At 30.6% G+C, this 16938-nt stretch carries 22 protein-coding genes; 7 read left to right on the forward strand and 15 right to left on the reverse strand.

Features of this window, described 5'->3' with window-relative positions; genetic code table 11:
- A partial coding sequence (locus AC8IGH_RS01060; RefSeq protein WP_507418862.1) for an AAA family ATPase occupies positions 1–2072 on the reverse strand: 2072 nt, incomplete at its 3' end.
- A gap of 131 nt (positions 2073–2203) precedes the next feature.
- Here AC8IGH_RS01060 and AC8IGH_RS01065 point away from each other — a divergent pair.
- On the forward strand, positions 2204–2437 hold the full coding sequence (locus tag AC8IGH_RS01065; protein WP_507418863.1) for a DUF6356 family protein: 234 nt from the start codon (positions 2204–2206) through the stop codon (positions 2435–2437).
- On the opposite strand, the gene AC8IGH_RS01070 is transcribed toward AC8IGH_RS01065, so the two are convergent.
- Positions 2425–2820: an MAPEG family protein gene (locus AC8IGH_RS01070; protein ID WP_507418864.1), complete on the reverse strand. Its 396-nt coding sequence runs from the start codon at positions 2818–2820 to the stop codon at positions 2425–2427. The two genes, AC8IGH_RS01065 and AC8IGH_RS01070, sit on opposite strands and share 13 nt — an antisense overlap.
- A 101-nt stretch (positions 2821–2921) precedes the next feature.
- Between AC8IGH_RS01070 and AC8IGH_RS01075 the strand changes: the two genes are divergently transcribed.
- On the forward strand, positions 2922–3158 hold the full coding sequence (locus tag AC8IGH_RS01075) for a DUF2061 domain-containing protein (RefSeq protein ID WP_507418865.1): 237 nt from the start codon (positions 2922–2924) through the stop codon (positions 3156–3158).
- A 10-nt stretch (positions 3159–3168) separates the two neighbouring features.
- Here AC8IGH_RS01075 and AC8IGH_RS01080 read toward each other — a convergent pair whose 3' ends face one another.
- The 3 genes from AC8IGH_RS01080 to AC8IGH_RS01090 form a co-directional block, all read right to left on the reverse strand.
- The gene (locus tag AC8IGH_RS01080; RefSeq protein ID WP_507418866.1) at positions 3169–3579 is read right to left on the reverse strand and encodes a hypothetical protein; all 411 of its coding nucleotides are present in this window, start codon (positions 3577–3579) and stop codon (positions 3169–3171) included.
- 82 nt (positions 3580–3661) lie between these two features.
- Complete coding sequence (locus AC8IGH_RS01085; RefSeq protein WP_507418867.1) at positions 3662–4513, reverse strand: D-amino acid aminotransferase; 852 nt, start codon at positions 4511–4513, stop codon at positions 3662–3664.
- Between the two features lie 71 nt (positions 4514–4584).
- Positions 4585–4782, reverse strand: a complete 198-nt coding sequence (locus AC8IGH_RS01090; protein WP_507418868.1) for a hypothetical protein — start codon at positions 4780–4782, stop codon at positions 4585–4587.
- Positions 4783–4904: 122 nt separating this feature from the next.
- Between AC8IGH_RS01090 and AC8IGH_RS01095 the strand changes: the two genes are divergently transcribed.
- On the forward strand, positions 4905–5600 hold the full coding sequence (locus AC8IGH_RS01095; RefSeq protein WP_507418869.1) for an alpha/beta hydrolase: 696 nt from the start codon (positions 4905–4907) through the stop codon (positions 5598–5600).
- A gap of 1 nt (position 5601) precedes the next feature.
- On the opposite strand, the gene AC8IGH_RS01100 is transcribed toward AC8IGH_RS01095, so the two are convergent.
- From AC8IGH_RS01100 to AC8IGH_RS01120, 5 genes are read right to left on the reverse strand one after another with little or no spacing between them, the layout of a single operon-like run.
- The gene (locus tag AC8IGH_RS01100) at positions 5602–6138 is read right to left on the reverse strand and encodes a cytochrome b (protein ID WP_507418870.1); all 537 of its coding nucleotides are present in this window, start codon (positions 6136–6138) and stop codon (positions 5602–5604) included.
- Position 6139: 1 nt separating this feature from the next.
- Positions 6140–6871 (reverse strand): LrgB family protein, encoded by a 732-nt coding sequence (locus AC8IGH_RS01105; protein WP_507418871.1) that lies wholly within the window; start codon positions 6869–6871, stop codon positions 6140–6142.
- Positions 6868–7239 carry a CidA/LrgA family protein gene (locus AC8IGH_RS01110; RefSeq protein WP_507418872.1) on the reverse strand — a complete coding sequence of 124 codons (372 nt, stop codon included), beginning with the start codon at positions 7237–7239 and terminating at the stop codon, positions 6868–6870. Before AC8IGH_RS01110 ends, AC8IGH_RS01105 begins: the two co-directional genes overlap by 4 nt.
- A gap of 52 nt (positions 7240–7291) precedes the next feature.
- The gene (locus AC8IGH_RS01115) at positions 7292–7603 is read right to left on the reverse strand and encodes an AzlD domain-containing protein (RefSeq protein WP_507418873.1); all 312 of its coding nucleotides are present in this window, start codon (positions 7601–7603) and stop codon (positions 7292–7294) included.
- A 1-nt stretch (position 7604) separates the two neighbouring features.
- A complete protein-coding gene (locus tag AC8IGH_RS01120; RefSeq protein WP_507418874.1) occupies positions 7605–8300 on the reverse strand; it encodes an AzlC family ABC transporter permease in 696 nt (231 codons plus the stop codon).
- A 183-nt stretch (positions 8301–8483) separates the two neighbouring features.
- Here AC8IGH_RS01120 and AC8IGH_RS01125 point away from each other — a divergent pair, with 183 nt between their 5' ends.
- Positions 8484–10349, forward strand: coding sequence for a potassium transporter Kup (locus tag AC8IGH_RS01125; protein ID WP_507418875.1), 1866 nt, complete (start codon positions 8484–8486; stop codon positions 10347–10349).
- A gap of 65 nt (positions 10350–10414) precedes the next feature.
- Here the strand turns inward: AC8IGH_RS01125 and AC8IGH_RS01130 are convergent, their stop codons facing one another.
- The 4 genes from AC8IGH_RS01130 to AC8IGH_RS01145 form a co-directional block, all read right to left on the reverse strand.
- The gene (locus AC8IGH_RS01130; RefSeq protein WP_507418876.1) at positions 10415–11677 is read right to left on the reverse strand and encodes an ammonium transporter; all 1263 of its coding nucleotides are present in this window, start codon (positions 11675–11677) and stop codon (positions 10415–10417) included.
- Entirely contained in the window at positions 11674–12012 is a 339-nt protein-coding gene (locus AC8IGH_RS01135; RefSeq protein ID WP_507418877.1) for a P-II family nitrogen regulator, read from the reverse strand. Before AC8IGH_RS01135 ends, AC8IGH_RS01130 begins: the two co-directional genes overlap by 4 nt.
- Positions 12013–12124: 112 nt before the next feature.
- A complete protein-coding gene (locus AC8IGH_RS01140; protein ID WP_507418878.1) occupies positions 12125–12382 on the reverse strand; it encodes a LysR family transcriptional regulator in 258 nt (85 codons plus the stop codon).
- Between the two features lie 60 nt (positions 12383–12442).
- A complete protein-coding gene (locus tag AC8IGH_RS01145) occupies positions 12443–12994 on the reverse strand; it encodes a histidine phosphatase family protein (RefSeq protein WP_507418879.1) in 552 nt (183 codons plus the stop codon).
- Between the two features lie 209 nt (positions 12995–13203).
- Here AC8IGH_RS01145 and AC8IGH_RS01150 point away from each other — a divergent pair, with 209 nt between their 5' ends.
- From AC8IGH_RS01150 to mbfA, 3 genes are all read left to right on the forward strand, one after another.
- Positions 13204–13872, forward strand: a complete 669-nt coding sequence (locus AC8IGH_RS01150) for a hypothetical protein (protein WP_507418880.1) — start codon at positions 13204–13206, stop codon at positions 13870–13872.
- 132 nt (positions 13873–14004) lie between these two features.
- A complete protein-coding gene (locus AC8IGH_RS01155; RefSeq protein WP_507418881.1) occupies positions 14005–14652 on the forward strand; it encodes an FTR1 family iron permease in 648 nt (215 codons plus the stop codon).
- 31 nt (positions 14653–14683) lie between these two features.
- Entirely contained in the window at positions 14684–15661 is a 978-nt protein-coding gene (gene mbfA / locus AC8IGH_RS01160; protein WP_507418882.1) for an iron exporter MbfA, read from the forward strand.
- Here mbfA and argJ read toward each other — a convergent pair whose 3' ends face one another.
- Positions 15662–16924, reverse strand: a complete 1263-nt coding sequence (argJ, locus tag AC8IGH_RS01165) for a bifunctional glutamate N-acetyltransferase/amino-acid acetyltransferase ArgJ (protein ID WP_507418883.1) — start codon at positions 16922–16924, stop codon at positions 15662–15664. It abuts the gene before it with no gap.
- Positions 16925–16938 lie beyond the last annotated feature (14 nt).

Here is a 16938-nt window from a genome sequence, read left to right on the forward strand (position 1 = left end):
TGAAGAAAAATATTAAATACATCTGGATGAGCTTTTTCAACTTCATCAAATAAAATCACTTGGTAAGGTCTACGTCTAACAGCTTCCGTTAACGCGCCACCTTGATCATAACCCACATATCCTGGAGGGGCACCAATTAATCTGCTGACAGAGTGCTTTTCCATATACTCTGACATATCAATTCTAATCATTGCGTTTTGATCATCAAATAAGAATGATGCAAGGGCTTTGCTTAGTTCTGTTTTACCAACCCCTGTTGGTCCTAAGAAAAGGAATGAACCAAGAGGTCTGTTTGGATCTTGAATACCAGCTTTTGATCTTCTTACCGCATTACTTACAGAAGTAATTGCCTCTTTTTGACCAATCACTTTTGTTGAGATGACTTTTTCCATTGATAAAATTTTTTGTCTTTCTCCTTCTAATAATTTATCAATTTGAATTCCTGTCCATTTAGAAACCACAGCTGCAATTTCATTCTCGCCCACTTCTTTATTTAAAGTTTTATACTGACCCAAAACTCCTTTATCTTGTTCTTTTAATTTCTTTTCTAATTCAGGAAGTTTGCCATACATAATTTCACTGGCTTTTGTTAAATCACCTTTTTTTTGATAATTATTTAATAAAACTCTATTACGTTCAATTTCTTCTTTGATCTTTTGAACCGATTGAATCTGATTTTTTTCTTTTGCCCAAACCTCTGTAAGAGAGGCTGATTTTTTATCTAATTCAGCAATTTTTTCATCTAGTTCTTTTAATCGAATTTTTGAAAGTGAATCGTCTTCTTTTTTTAAAGCTTCTCTTTCAATTTTTAACTGAATAGCTTTTCTATCAATCTCATCAATATTCTCTGGTTTTGAATCTATTTCCATTCGAAGCTTACTTGATGCTTCATCCATTAAATCAATTGCTTTGTCGGGTAAGAATCTATCAGTAATGTAACGGTTCGAAAGCACCGCTGCTGATACAAGCGCATTATCTGAAATGTGCACCCCGTGATGCATTTCATATTTTTCTTTAAGACCTCTTAAGATTGAGATTGTATCTTCAACAGTTGGCTGCGTTACAAATACTGGTTGAAACCTTCTAGTTAATGCTGCATCTTTTTCTACATACTTTCTGTATTCAGCAAGTGTTGTAGCGCCAATACAATGCAACTCTCCTCTTGCAAGGGCTGGCTTTAACATATTGGATGCATCCATAGATCCATCGCCTGCGCCTGCACCAACTAATGTGTGCATTTCATCAATAAATACGATGACTTCACCCTGCTGCGCTGTTATTTCTTTAAGAACAGCTTTTAATCTTTCTTCAAACTCTCCTCTAAATTTTGCACCCGCAATTAACAAACCTAAATCTAATGCTAATAATTTTTTACCTCTTAAACTTTCAGGAACATCATCATTAATAATTCTAAGTGCTAGTCCTTCAACAATAGCTGTTTTACCAACGCCAGGCTCTCCAATTAAGACTGGATTGTTTTTAGTTCTTCTTGAAAGAACTTGAATAGCGCGTCTAATCTCTTCATCACGGCCAATCACCGGATCTAATTTTCCATTTTTTGCTTTTTCAGTAATATCAATTGTATATTTTTTTAATGCTTCATAATTTGCATCGTCATTGGCATTGGTCACTTTTTGACCTTTTCGGGTAGTCTCCAGTACAGATTTAAATTTACTTAAGTTAAATCCATTATTTTGTAATAATTTTAATAAACTTTTTTCAGTTTGCAGTATTGCCTCTAGTATATTTTCAACTGGAACATATTCATCCCCTTTTTGCTTTGAGATCTTTTTAGCTTCTTCAAGGGTGACCACGAATTCTTTTGATGCGCTAATCCCACCTGAATTTCCAGTGACGGAAGGTATTTTTCTTAATTCTTTTTCAATAGCTACCTTGGTAGTTTTTAAATCTAATCCTGCAGGTTCTAATAATAATGATGCAGTATCATCATCCTCAATAATACCGCTTAATAAATGAACAGGTTGTAATAACTGATGATTTTGCATCATCGCTAAAACCTGCGCTGAATTTAATATTTCTTTTGATCGTTCTGTAAACTTGTTCAAATCCATAACCAACATATGGTCATGATTTTAAGAGTTTCAATGTTTTATAATGAAATAAAAATTCTTAATGACCCTTGAAATTGTGTGATTTGATACAGATAAATAATTTAAGTATATAATATAGGTATTAATTAAATATGCTCAATAAAATCAAAAGACATTTAGAACTTGCTAATAAAGGTTACTTTGAACATATGTTTTTTGCCATGAAAATTGGTCTTAAATGTTTATGGTCATTTGTTACAGCGTTTGTGCACGCCATAAACCCAGCTTGGTTTGAATACACAACAAGTAGAAGAATTAAAAGAATGAATGATTTATTTCAAAAACCGAAAACTAGCACGGAAGACAAAACTTCTTATTCCAAATGAGCAAAATACTGCCAGTAAAGATATAGTAAATAAATGCAGTTAATTGCGTAAGAGAATAAAGTTGCCATCATCCCAATCGTTCTAAATAATAATTTTTCTTTTAACATGCTGTAAGCATGTGAAATTCTGCCCATTAAAAATATAATATTTATAAGAAGAACATAAATTTGATTGGCATCTAATATTTCTAATAAAAAAGAAGAAATTATAAAAAAAACTGTAAATTCATAAAAATTTCCATGGGCTCTAATGGCTTTAGTTAAGTCTTTATTAAAGCCATCACCGTAGGGAACTCCAGCTGACTTTCTTGCCCTAATTGTAATAATAGTAAGGACTAAATAAAAAATTATAAAAATTATTGTAAATAAAATTGAAATATTCATCTAATTTAATGATTATCATTTTTATTTAATTTCTAAAGAACTTAAAACAATTATTTTTAACTCAGCTTGAATTCCGGCTTTATAGGTTTATATTCCTTGTCATGTCAGAAATTGATAAAGGATTTTTCAACGCAATAAAAAACCAATTGGTAAGCTCAAGCATAGCAAGAGCAATCGTTTACACTATAGGTCACATTATCATCGCTGCTACTTGTAATGTCATGATTACTGGATCAACTTTAGAACTTGCTGCAGTTGATGCAATTGTAGAACCATTGATAAATGGTGTCTGGTATTATTTCTTAGATAAATTTTGGGCTAGTAAAATTAGCAAATAGTAAAAAATTATTATTTATTCTTTTGATAGTCTAAATAAGAACCATAAGTGAGAGCTAAAGAGGAAAATAAGAATAAATAACTTCCAGATCCTGATAAATTAACATTATGACCAAGTAAGTTAGTAGATCGAGTCAAAATAAATATAATCGTAAAAAAACTCGCTAAAACCCCAGATCCTACCTCCACAATAAAATTATGAGTTGGATCTACAAAAAATTTTTTTCTATTAAATACCTGATAAACAGGCAAAATATAAAGAAGCATAAATAAAAAAGTATTCATTTGAAATGAACCTGCAGTGATGAATGCAGCATTTACCCACGGTAAGAATAAAGAAATAAAAGCAAAAAAAGTTGATACTAAAATAATTAATTGTCCCTTATCAAGATTTTTAGAATTAATTTTAATATCAATTTTCATAAGTGTTCTTAAATAAATTATATTAAAATTAATGTAAAATGTTTTAATAAATGTCTAATATTTAACAAGGTGTCACTACAATTTAAATGGCATTTTCTATTGCTTGCTTAATATATTCTGCTCGAAGTGCTGTCGTAAATTTTCCAGGTTTACCATCACCGATTTGATTAGAATTAATTCTTACAACTGGCATAACAAAAGCTGTTGCTGATGTAATAAAAGCTTCATGGGCTGATTGCGCATCTTGCAATGAAATATTTTTAGTTACTACCTCATAACCTAAATCTTTTGCACATTTAAAAATTGCATCTCTTGTGATCCCACTTAAAATTAAATTATCGGCATGTCTGGTCATAATGATTTTACCTTTGATAATCCAAGCGTTATTAGAACTGCCTTCGGTAATATAACCTTGTCTAATCATCCAAGCATCGTCAAAACCTTTTTTTGTGGCTTCTGTTTTTGCCATACTTGCATAAAGTAATTGCGTTGTTTTAATATCGCAGCGTTTCCACCTCAAATCATCAAGAGTCATAACTTTAATTCCATTTTTAGCTCCTTCAGACTCAATAATCTTTTTCTCTTGCGTGAACGCAAGAACCGTTGGTTTAATTTCATCTTTTGGCATATCAAAACTTCTATCGACTACTCCTCTAGTTACTTGAAGATAAATCATTCCTTCTTGTAGATTATTTAATTCAATTAATTTTCTATGAAATGCCAATATGTCTTTATGATTTAACATCTTTTTAAATTTTAACTCAGTCATAGAACGATCTAATCGTTTCATGTGATTATTAAAATCTATTAGTTTTCCATTTAGTACGGATGTTACTTCGTATAAAGAGTCTGAAAATAAAAGACCTCGATCAAAGACTGAAACTTTCGCTTCATCTTCTTTTTTAAATTCTCCGTTTATGTAAACTTGTCTCATAACAATTGGTATCTATTAAACAAAAGTTCTTAAATAATAAATAGAAAACTTATAATTAAATTTAAAAAGATTTATTGAGGAACTGAGCAACTCATATCCTGCCCACAACACAATGGACTTTTAATTTTTCCATGACCGTTTGGGCATTCACAAATCTGAACTTTTTGTCCATTGTCTAGTTTTAATGAAGCATCTTTAAGAGGTGCATCACATTTTCCACAAGTAACATTTGCGGACATTTTACATTTTGGACACTCATATGTTGCCATATAAATTAAACTTAATATTATATTTTAAAAAAGCAATAGATATGAAATTCATTTTGAGCATTTTTTTTCTACTTACTCTAACTATAAATGGGAAAGCCGGTCAAAATTGTGCTGTTATTTTAATGCACGGTAAATGGGGTCTTCCTTCTTCCCCTTATTTAAAAATACTATCAGAAAAAATTGAAAAATTATGCGTAGTTGAAAGACCTGAAATGCCTTGGAGTAGAAATAGAAATTACGATCAAACTTATGAAAGTTTATTAAGTGAACTTCAAAAAAAATCAGAAAACTATAGAAAAAATGGTATTAAAAAAATAATTTTTGCAGGTCATAGCTTTGGAGCGAATGCATCTATGGCATATCAAGCTTATATCGGTGATGCAAACGCCTTAATTGCTTTAGCTCCTGGTCATTCTCCTAACGACATGTACTATAAAATACAAGGTCATTCATGGATTATAAATCAGGCAAAAAAAAACTTTGATGAAGGCAAACCTGAAACTTTAATGAAATTTACAGATTATAATTCTGGACGAAAAAAAGATTTTGATCATATAAGAGCGGATGTTTTATTTTCCTATTTTAATCCTGATGGATTAGGACACATGGCAAAGACTGCAAAAGAATTCAAAAAAGCAATTCCATTTTTATATATTGAGGGAGAAAAGGACCTTATAAAAGTTGGTAAAAACTACTCATTTGAAAAAACTCCTTTTCATCCAATGAGTAAATATCAAACTGTAGTGGCAGATCATGCTATGACGCCTGAAGTGGCAAGCGATCTTGTAATTGAGTGGCTTAAGGAAATAATCAAATAGTCTAATACCACATTCTTTTTAATGTTTTATCTTTTAAAAAGTAATGGTGATATAAAGTTGCTAAAATATGTAACGCCACAAAAGCAATAAATATATAGACAGATATAGTGTGAATATCTTTAGCAATCTTTCCAATTTCTTCATTCTTTTCAACAAGCGCTGGCACTGAAAACAGTCCAAAGACATTAAAAGGCCCTCCTCTAGCTGATGAATAAGTCCAACCACTAAAAGTCACCACTAATAAAATAAAATAAAAAAAATAATGAACAAACTTTGATATTTTATTTAACAAATTATTTTGCGATAAAGGAGTTGGAACTAAATTAACAAGTCTCCAAAAAAATCTTAGAATAATTAAAACTATTACTAAGATTCCTGTGGATTTATGAAAATTAAATAAAAAAGAACGAAAAGGTCCTTTATCTAAATCTCCCATGAAAGAACCTAGGATAAAATTAAATAAGATAATAAAAGCCATAATCCAGTGAAAGTTTTTACTAACTACACCGTAATTAGATAAAGTATTTTTTAAAGCCATCTCAAAAAATATTAAATAATTTAAATAAAAGTGGAACTAAAATTGAGGTTGCAATACCATTAAGTCCAAGCGCTAAAGCTGCAAAGACTCCTGCCGTTTCATTTCTGCTCATTGCTCTTGCTGTACCAAGTCCATGTGATGCCAGGCCTAAACCAAATCCACGTGCAGACATATCTTTTAATTTTAAAAAATCTAATGCAAAAGTTCCAAATGATGCGCCCATAATTCCAGTTAAAATTGTTATAATTGCAGTCAGTGAAGGAATTCCACCAATCAAATCTGCAATACCCATAGCGATTGGAGCGGTTGCACTTCTTGGAAGCATACTAAATATAACTTGATCATCTATTTTAAAAATTTCGCACAAAATAAACGTGGAAATAATAGCAAATAAACTTCCAATAATTAACGAAACTGAAATGCTCAGCGCTTCTTTTTGTATAACTTTAAATTGTTTATAGATTGGAATTGCAAGAGCAACGGTTGCCGGCCCCAACATAAAATGAATAAATTTTGCACCATCGAAATATCTTTCATAAGAAATATTTAAATTAATTAATACCAGTGAAATAATTAAAATTGAAATTGCAACTGGATTAACGAGTGGAAATAATTTTGATTTTTTATAAAGATAATCACCTATTAAATATGAACCTATGGTCAACGTTAACCAAAATAAAGGTTCAGCCTGTAAATAAACCCAAATGCTATAAAGTTTGTCTTTTTGAATCATTTTTTGTTAATCCGCTTATTAATTTTCTCCATTAAAAATGCGGTAATCCCGATGGTTAGAATAGTTGAGATAAAAACAATCACTAAAACTTTAAATAAGTTACTCTCTAAGTAAGAAAGATGCATCACAACTCCAACGCCGATAGGTACAAATAAAAGTGACAGATATCCTAAAATATAATTTGAAGTATTTACGACATCCTTTTTTAAATTAGCTACAGCTGCGGTTTTAAATTTTTTTAGAAATATTAATGTAACAAGAAGAAGAATAAGTCCTATCACTGGACCTGGTATACGCATTTCAAAAAATTTTTTTAAAGCTTCTCCTAAAAGCTGATAAAAGAAAATAACAAATATAGCACGAAGCATTAGATTAAATCTTTAAGCTATCTTGAAATACTAAGCAATATGATCAAAATTATTAAGTCAAAAAAATTAATAACCACAAAACAGCAAGACCTGAAAAAATAGTAGCAATTACATTCTCTGTTAAATAACCAATTAACACCGCAATTAAAGCAGCTAAAATTTTTGGATTATCTACAAATGTTAACTGACCTGTGGAATTTAAAAATATAGCTGGAAAAATAATTGCTGGAAATACTGCGCTTGGAACATAGCTTAGAACTAATTTTATGCGTGGTGAAAAATAATCTTTTTTTAGTAATGCAATCATTGAAAAACGAGTAAAGAAAGTAACAAAACCTGCAGATATTAATGCTAACCAAATCATTTTATTTTTTAAAAAATTTTGTATGAGTTAATCCATAAGCAACTAAAATTCCAGCAGCTGCAGCTACAATAATGTAAGTTCTAAGAGGTAAATTAAAAAAAATTACCGCAAAAACACCTGATGTGATCGCAACAATTAAATGATCTATTTTTTTCATATCTACAATAATTAATGAAATAAAAGTTAATGGGATCGCAAAAGCTAAATTTAATTCTTTTGGAATAACCTCGCCAACAACAATTCCAGCAATTGTTGACAATTGCCAAATAAACCAAAGTGTAAATCCTGAACCTAATAAATGATAATGTCTGAATTTATTATTTAATTGATTTTTAAAATATTTTTGAGAAACAATAAAAGCTTGATCTGTTAGAAAATAAGATAAAATAATTTTCCAAAATAATTTCAATTTTGTCAAATATTGCGCGATTACGGCACTATATAAAAAATGTCTTGAATTTATAATTGCAACAGAACTTACAATAACAGGAATTGTTGCTCCGCTAGTAAAAAGTTGTGCAAAAGCAAGTTGTGATGATCCTGCAAAAATTATCATCGACATTAAAAAAGTAATAGTCGCTCCTAGTCCAGACTCAATACCTATAACTCCAAAAATTATTCCAAAAGGAACGACCGGGATTAATAAAGGAATAACATCCTTACATCCCAATATAAAAATTCTAAGTTTGATTTTCATTAATTTTAGTTAGACCGCAAATTTATAAATTGTTCGTGCTTAAGTTGAAATATTTATAATATAAATTTACTTGATTGAGAAAAAGACATTTTTACTACATTTTTTCATATATTGTTTATTGAATTTATAATTAAGAAACAATTCATTAGAGATTTATAAAATTTATATATAAATAAAACCCTCATGAATCTTAAAAACGGTAGAAGTCTACCTCTTTTAATTATTGCAGCTCTTGGTGTTGTGTTTGGAGATATTGGAACATCTCCACTTTACGCTCTTAAACTATCAGTAGAAGTAGCAAAACAAAGTGGCACTGGAACAGCTAACTCTGTTTTTGGAGTCTTATCTTTAATTACTTGGTCATTAATCATTGTGGTTAGTATCAAATATGTTTTTATAATAATGCGTGCAGATAACCATGGTGAGGGAGGAGTATTTGCATTAACTGCATTATTAATTAGAAAAATTGGCAAAAAACCTTACGCAAAATGGATTGTAACTATCTTAGGCACAGTTGGTGCGGCGTTATTTTTTGGCGATAGTATCATCACTCCCGCAATTTCTGTTTTAAGTGCAGTGGAGGGATTAAAGGTTTTATCGCCTGAATTAGGTCCTTACGTTATTTATATTTCTTTAGGACTTATCTCTATTTTATTTGCAGTTGAAAGATTTGGAACTGGAAAAGTTGGTGCAGTTTTTGGACCGATAATGCTAGTTTGGTTTGTCACAATAGCATTGTTAGGATTGTTTGAAATAATAAATAAACCGCAAATCTTAAAGGCTTTAAATCCCATACACGGTTTAGATTTTTTATCTAAACATCAAGGAATTGCGATTACAATTTTGGGTTTTGTAGTACTTGCAGTTACTGGTGCGGAAGCTCTCTATACAGACATGGGTCACTTTGGAAGAAAACCAATTCAAACTTCATGGTTAATAGTTGTCTTTCCTGCTCTTTTATTAAACTATTTTGGACAAGGAGCATTATTAATCTCTGATCCTAAAACAATTGACAATCCTTTTTTTAGATTGGGACCCGACTGGGCATTAATTCCATTAATTATTTTAGCATCTACAGCAACGATCATCGCTTCACAAGCAGTCATATCAGGAGTCTTTTCAGTAACAAGCCAAGCAGTTCAATTAGGTTATATTCCAAGACTTAGAATTAAACATACTTCTACTAATGAATTTGGAGAGGTTTATCTGTCTAAGATTAATATACTTTTATTTATTGGAGTAGCTTTACTTATAATAGCTTTTAAAAGTTCAGAAAAATTAGCGGTTGCTTATGGAATTTCTGTAACTGGCGCTATGTTAATTGATACTATTCTTGCAACATTCTTACTAATTTTTGTAAGAGGTTGGAATAAATTAATTTTTATTCCAATTTTTGTTCTTTTATTAATTTTAGATATTGTTTTCTTCTCTTCTAATTTATTTAAATTTTTTGAAGGCGGATGGGTTCCAATTTTTATAGCATTAGGAATAATTATAATGATGCTAAGTTGGATAAACGGTAGAGAACGAATGCTTAAAGCGCGATGGGACGGATCAATAAAGATTAAAAAATTTTTTTCACAAATTAAAAAAGATCCTCCTAAAAGAGTTAATGGGACTTCAGTATTCTTTGTACCAAATACTGAGGTTGTTCCTATGGCGTTACTTCATAATTTAAAACACAATAGAATCCTACATAAACGTGTTGTGTTTATGCATTTAAGTTTTACTAATTTTCCAAAATTAGGAGACGATGAAAGGGTAATAATTAAACGTTATTCAAATAATTTTTATAACATTATTGTAAGATATGGTTTTCAAGAAGAACCAAATATCCCGAGAGTTCTAGCGCATATTAGAGCAACTGAATTTAAATTTAGCATGTTGGATACCTCATTCTTTATTGGAAAAGTTAAGATAATTACTAAAGACTCAAATATATTTTCAAGATTGTTTATTATTATGCACCGAACAATGCTTGGTGCTACAGAGTATTATAAAATTCCAAAAGATCGAACCCTTGAAATAGGTGGAGTTATAGAAATTTAAATAAAAAGGGCCCAGATTAAATCTAGGCCCAAATTATTTAAGTAAAAACTATAGGGGGATATAATTTAACTTATTTGTTCTCCATGCTGAGAAAGATCTAAACCATCTCTTTCTTGAACTTCAGAAGCTCTCAATGGAGTAATAAAATTAATTACTTTTAATATGATGTAAGTTGCGACAGTTGTGTAAAGTACTGTTACACCAACACCTAACAATTGTAATTTAACTTGATCAAAACCACCTTCAACTCCGCCAATTGCTTTTGTAGCAAACACACCGGTTAGCACTGCACCTACAGCGCCACCAAAAGCATGTATACCAAAAACATCTAAGGCATCATCATAGCCAAGTGCACTCTTTAATTTTGTGCAAGCAAGGAAACATAAAACACCAGAAATTAAACCGATGAAAAATGCTCCAACTGGATTAACAAACCCAGCAGCTGGAGTAATTGCAACTAAACCTGCAACCGCACCTGAACATAGACCAAGAAGACTTGGTTTTTTCTCTCCTGTAAACCATTCTGCTAACATCCAAGCGATACCTGCGCTTGCTGCAGCAATTTGAGTTACTAACATCGCCATTCCTGCGCTACCATTTGCAGCAACAGCCGAACCAGCGTTGAAACCAAACCAACCCACCCAGAGCATAGACGCTCCGATCATAGTTAATGCAACATTGTGAGGTCTAACTTTAGATTTTCTTTTGCCAATAATAATTGCAGCAACTAATCCTGCAATTCCTGAATTAATGTGAACTACAGTTCCTCCGGCAAAATCTAAAACACCCATTTTAGAAAGATAACCGCCACCCCAAACCATATGACCAATCGGTGCATAAACTAAAACAATCCACAATATTACAAACACAAATAAAGCACCAAAATTTATTCTCTCAACTACTGATCCACAAATAAGTGCTACTGTAATTATTGCAAAAGTTAATTGGTAGACAACGAATACCGACTCTGGAATTGTCATGGTCAAACCAGCAACTTCTATTCCTTTAAGGAAAGTTTTTGAAAGATCACCAATAAATAAGTTTCCTTCACCAAATGTTAATGAGTATCCACATATAAACCACATAAGTGTTACAACACATGTGATCATAAATGATTGACTTATCGTCGACACAACATTCTTTTTACCAACTAATCCTCCATAAAATAATGCAAGTCCTGGAATAGTCATTAACAGTACAAGCGCTGTACTTGTTAGCATCCAGGAAGCATCACCAGAATTTAGAACTGGCTTAGCTTCAGCAAAAGCTAGACTTGATTGAAATAAAATTACTAAAAAAAATGAAACTTTTGATACTAGTTTAATCATATTGCTTTATCTCCTTTTTCACCTGTTCGAACGCGAATAACTTGGCTCAAATTAGTCACGAAAATTTTTCCGTCCCCAATTTTTCCAGTTTTCGCAGTTTTAAGAATGGTCTCCAAAGCTTTTTTATATTTTTTACTTGAGACCGCTATTTCTAGTTTAGTTTTTGGAAGAAAAGCAACTTCGTATTCAGAACCTCGATAAAATTCTGTATGACCTTTCTGCCTCCCATATCCTTTAACATCTGTCATCGTCAACCCATCAACGCCGATTTTGTTAAGAGCTTTCTTAACATTATCAGCCTGTTCGGGTTTTATGATCGCAGTAATTAGTTTCATAACACTCCCTGTTTTGATTTGTTTTAATTATTTATGAAGTAACAAATTTTTTTTTTAAAATGAAATGATCATTAAATGATTCAGATATGATCGAAATGCATAACCAAAAAAATTATTTTTTTTTGATATCGTTTTTAAAATGATTTAATTTATTAGAAAAATCATCAACTAAATTTAAAAGTACGTTGCCATGCAAAGTTGGTATAACTCCTTTGCTTGTTCTGTTAAAAAGTTTTTGATTTATTTCTTTCTCAAGATCCATTACCGCTCTTGAAAAAGTTGATTGAGATTTATTATCTTGCTTGGATGCTGTTAAAAAACTCCCTGCATTAGCTACTTTTTTAAATATTTTTAGCTTTTCCCAATTCATACAAAAAATGTATATGCAAAATGCATAACTAACTAATGCAATGTTGGAAAATGAGGTATGCTAGTTAACTTTAAAGCTGCCAATAATTTTATATTTTCTATCAACTATGATCATCTCACCAGAATTTGCAAATTTATTAACCAAACCATCAATTGTAGTGTGGTGAGCAACAAATATGTAATTTTTATTTTTATCTAATTTTTCAATAAATTCTTTAGTTCTTTTTATATATGCTGGCGTTTTGCTTGGGTCTGCAAAAGTAGAATTTAACCCAGAAAAAGTTTCAAAATTTTTAAATGCATATCTCGCTGTATCTTTACATCTACAATATTCAGATGAATAAACTTTTTCAAAAGGAATATTATTCTTTTTAAAAAACTCTCCTAGTCGTTTGGCTTGTTCAATTCCTTCCGCTGATAGATTTCTTTGTGTTTTACAATCATTTAATTTAAAATTTGCTGGATCACCTGTTCCTGGAGCTTCTGAATGACGAATAAGAATTAATTTTCCGCCTTCTTTTAAATCTTTAATAATCTTTTTTTCATCTCCAAAAGCTGGAAAAAAACTTATTATGCTTAAAAGACATATAAAAATTATTGATCTTATTTGCATTTTATTAGTCTAGCAGTTGACCTCGAATAGTCATAATTATTATTTAATTTATAAAATAATGACTAAATATTTAATTACTTTAATAATTTTTTTGATTGTAACAGTGCTATTTCTTTATTCACGCAAAAAAAAAGAAAACCAGGTGAGAATATTAAAAAAAGATCCTAGAACCGGAACCTTTACAGACATTTAAATATTATTATTTTTTAATGCTAATTCAAAGATTAAGTCTTGGATTATTTATAATTCCATTAATAACAGTTTTTGCGTGTCTAAATATTGCGATAGCTCTTAATGTTTATGAGCCGTGCAACCCTTTTATCAATGGTTGTTTCACAATTAGTAGAATTGGCAGAAGTCATCCTGGCGTCCTAATATTTAAACCAATGATGTTAATTACAGTTATTCTTATATTTGTTTATTGTTTTGAAAATATAAAAATTTTTAAAAAATTTTTAATTTCAAAAATTTATTTAAATTTAATTCTATTTTTTGGTTTTATTTCAGCTAGTTGCTTATTAATTTATATTCTTTTTCTTGGAATTGAAGGATCAGAAGTTTGGAAGTTTATGAGAAGAGGCGGAATTTTTATTTATATTATTAGCTTAGTATTTACTCAGTTTATTATTGCATTGTCTTATATGAAAATAAAAGAAGATTATCAGACTATAGTTTCTTCAAAAGCAATTAAAATCACTTTTTATCATAGTTTGACGGTTGTTATTTTTGGCTTTGTTTTATTTTTATTTACCAATCGTTTCTTACAATTAACAACTTGGAATACTAGAATTATAATTGAATGGAATTATTTTCTATTTGTTAGTTTATTTTTTTTAAATAATTATTTTATTTGGAAAAAAAATAATGCGACAAATTGAGTTTGAGCTTATTTTTCTCTTTGAAAAATAAAGACTATTCCTACTAAAATACTCAGAATTAAAGGTTGTATTTATTTTATTAATGTTTGACATTAAATATAAAAATAATTAATCATACACCACCCAATCAAAATGACTGAAGCACTAACTCCTTATTTAAGTTCTTTTTTTATTCTCTTTAGAGAAGGTTTCGAAGCTTTATTAATTGCTATTTTAGTATTTACATATTTAGACAAAATGAATGCGAGACATCAACGTCCTGCTGTTATGTGGGGATTGGTTGCTGGAGTAGTAGTATCTATATTAGCTGCCTTAGCAGTTAAAAAAATCTCTGCAATCACTCATGCTCATCAAGAATTATTTGAAGGCTCAGTAATGCTCATTGCATCTGGAATGCTAGCTTACGTTGCTTACTTTAGTCACAACGCAAAGCAACATGTGGAAGGAAAAGTTGATAAAGCAATTTCTACAGGTAACGCCTTTTTTTTATCACTGACAGTTTTTTTTGCAATTATTCGAGAAGGTTTTGAAGTAGTTTTATTTTATGCTGCTTTATTCACTTCTACTATTTACAGCGCAGTACCAGTAATTGCTGGTGCGATTTCAGGAACATTAGCCCTAGTTTTTGTTTACTTTGGTTTAAATAAAATTACTAAAATCATTCCTATGGGAACTTTCTTTAGAATTTCAAGTGTTCTTCTATTGTTACTTTCAATTTATTTTGGTTATGAAGGTGCAAAAGATTTTTATGCTGGTTTACGTGAACTAAAAGTAATCTAATTTATAAATTTAAAATTAGTAATTAATATTAATGATACCTGGTTTCAGTTATAGAAAAAGATTTTCAGATCTTTCAGAAAAAGAAATATTAGCATTAGCTATCTCTTCTGAAGAAGATGACGCTTCTATCTACAGAAGTTATGCTGAATATTTAAAAAAAGATTATCCTGATTCTGCAAAAATATTTACAGATATGGCTAGAGTTGAAGATAATCATAGAAAGATTCTAATTGATAAATTTCAGTCAAGATTTGGTGAAAATATTCCTCTTATAAGAAGAGAACATGTTTCAGGTTTTTACGCACGAAAACCAGTATGGCTCATAAAAAATCTAAGCATTGATAGGATCAGACTAGAATCTGAGATGATGGAAAAAGATGCTTATAATTTTTATATGAAAGCAGCCCAAAGAACTACCGATGCAGGAACTAGAAAATTACTAGGAGATCTCGCTGCTGCTGAAGCTGGTCATACAACTGTTGCAGATAAATTAATAGAATCACATGCAAGTGGAGATGCAAAAGAAGTGGAGGCAAGAACTTCTAAAAGACAATTCATATTAACATGGGTGCAACCCGGTTTAGCTGGATTAATGGATGGCTCTGTTTCAACCCTAGCTCCTATTTTTGCAACTGCATTTGCAACACAAAATACTTGGACAACTTTTGTTGTAGGTTTAGCAGCTTCTATTGGTGCTGGAATATCCATGGGATTAACCGAAGCTGTGTCCGATGATGGAGCAATTTCAGGAAGAGGCTCTCCATTAAAACGTGGTCTTGCCTCAGGAATAATGACTGCGATTGGTGGGTTAGGTCATGCTTTGCCATATTTAATTCCTCATTTTTGGACAGCCACTATTATTGCAATGGTTGTTGTATTTTTTGAATTGTGGGCGATTGTTTGGATTCAAAATAAATATATGGAAGCACCATTTTTTAGAGCAGCCCTACAAGTTGTTGTTGGTGGAGCGTTAGTATTAGCTGCTGGGATTCTTATAGGTTCAGGCTAGTTAAGATCTATAATCTGCATTAATTGAAATATATTCTGCATTAAAATCACAAGTATAAGCAGTAAATTTTCCCTTACCTAAATTTAAATTCACATCAAAAACAATATCGTCCCCAAGCATATAATTTTTAACTTTTTGCTCATCATAACTTGGTACCTGCATTCCGTATTTTGTAATTAAAGAATCTCCAATTTTAATTTCAATTTTTTCTTTTTTTACTCTTTCGTTAGTTTTGCCAATTGCCATTAAAATTCTACCCCAATTTGGATCGCTGCCTGCAAGCGCTGTTTTTACAAGTGGCGAATTTGCAATAGACATGGCAATTTCTTTCGCAAATTTTACATTTGATGCTCCTGTTACATTTATAGTAAGAAATTTCTTAGCTCCCTCTCCATCTAAAACAACTTGTTTTGATAGATCTAACATTACTTCATATAATGCTTTTTCAAAATCTTTTGCAGCTTTAGAATTGATATCATTAATAATTCTATTTTTAGCTTTTTTAGTTGAAAAAACTAAAACCATGTCATTTGTTGAAGTATCTCCATCTACTGTAATTGCATTAAATGTATTTTCGGTATTTCTTTTCAACATTTTATTGAGAACTTCTTGAGAAATATTTGCATCTGTAAAAATAAAACCAAACATTGTTGCCATATTTGGTGCTATCATTCCTGATCCCTTAGCAATACCTGCTATATTTATAAAATCTTTATTAGTTTGCACAACGGCACAGCTCATTTTTCCAAATGTATCTGTAGTCATAATAGATAAGGCCTGCTTAATCCAAGTTAACTTCATTGGTCTTTTTAATTTTTCAATTAAGTTGGGCAATACACCTTTAACTTTTGCAAGTGGAAAAGGTTGACCAATTACACCTGTGGATGCAAATAAAATTTGCTTATTTGAAATTTTTTTTTTATCTGAAAAGAATTTTGATAATTCAATAATGCTATTTAGTCCTTGTTTGCCTGTATATGCATTTGCATTTCTAGTATTAACTAATAAGGCTCTAACATCCCTTTTATTTGCTTTAACATTCCAATCTATACAAACAGATCTTGTTGAGGACTTTGTATAAACTCCTGAAAATATCGCTCCATCTGGAAAATAAAATAAACTTACATCATCTCTATCTGTATTATACAAACCCGCGCTTGCAGTCGAAATTTCCAATCCATCAATACTAGGCATCTCGGGAAAATCTTTGGTAACTCTATTAAGTTGTTTTTTCTTAAAAAAATTCTGAAATAGCGTAGTCATGTGTATTTTATTTA

This window comes from Candidatus Allofontibacter sp., assembly GCF_038145245.1.
GTDB lineage: Bacteria > Pseudomonadota > Alphaproteobacteria > Pelagibacterales > Pelagibacteraceae > Fontibacterium.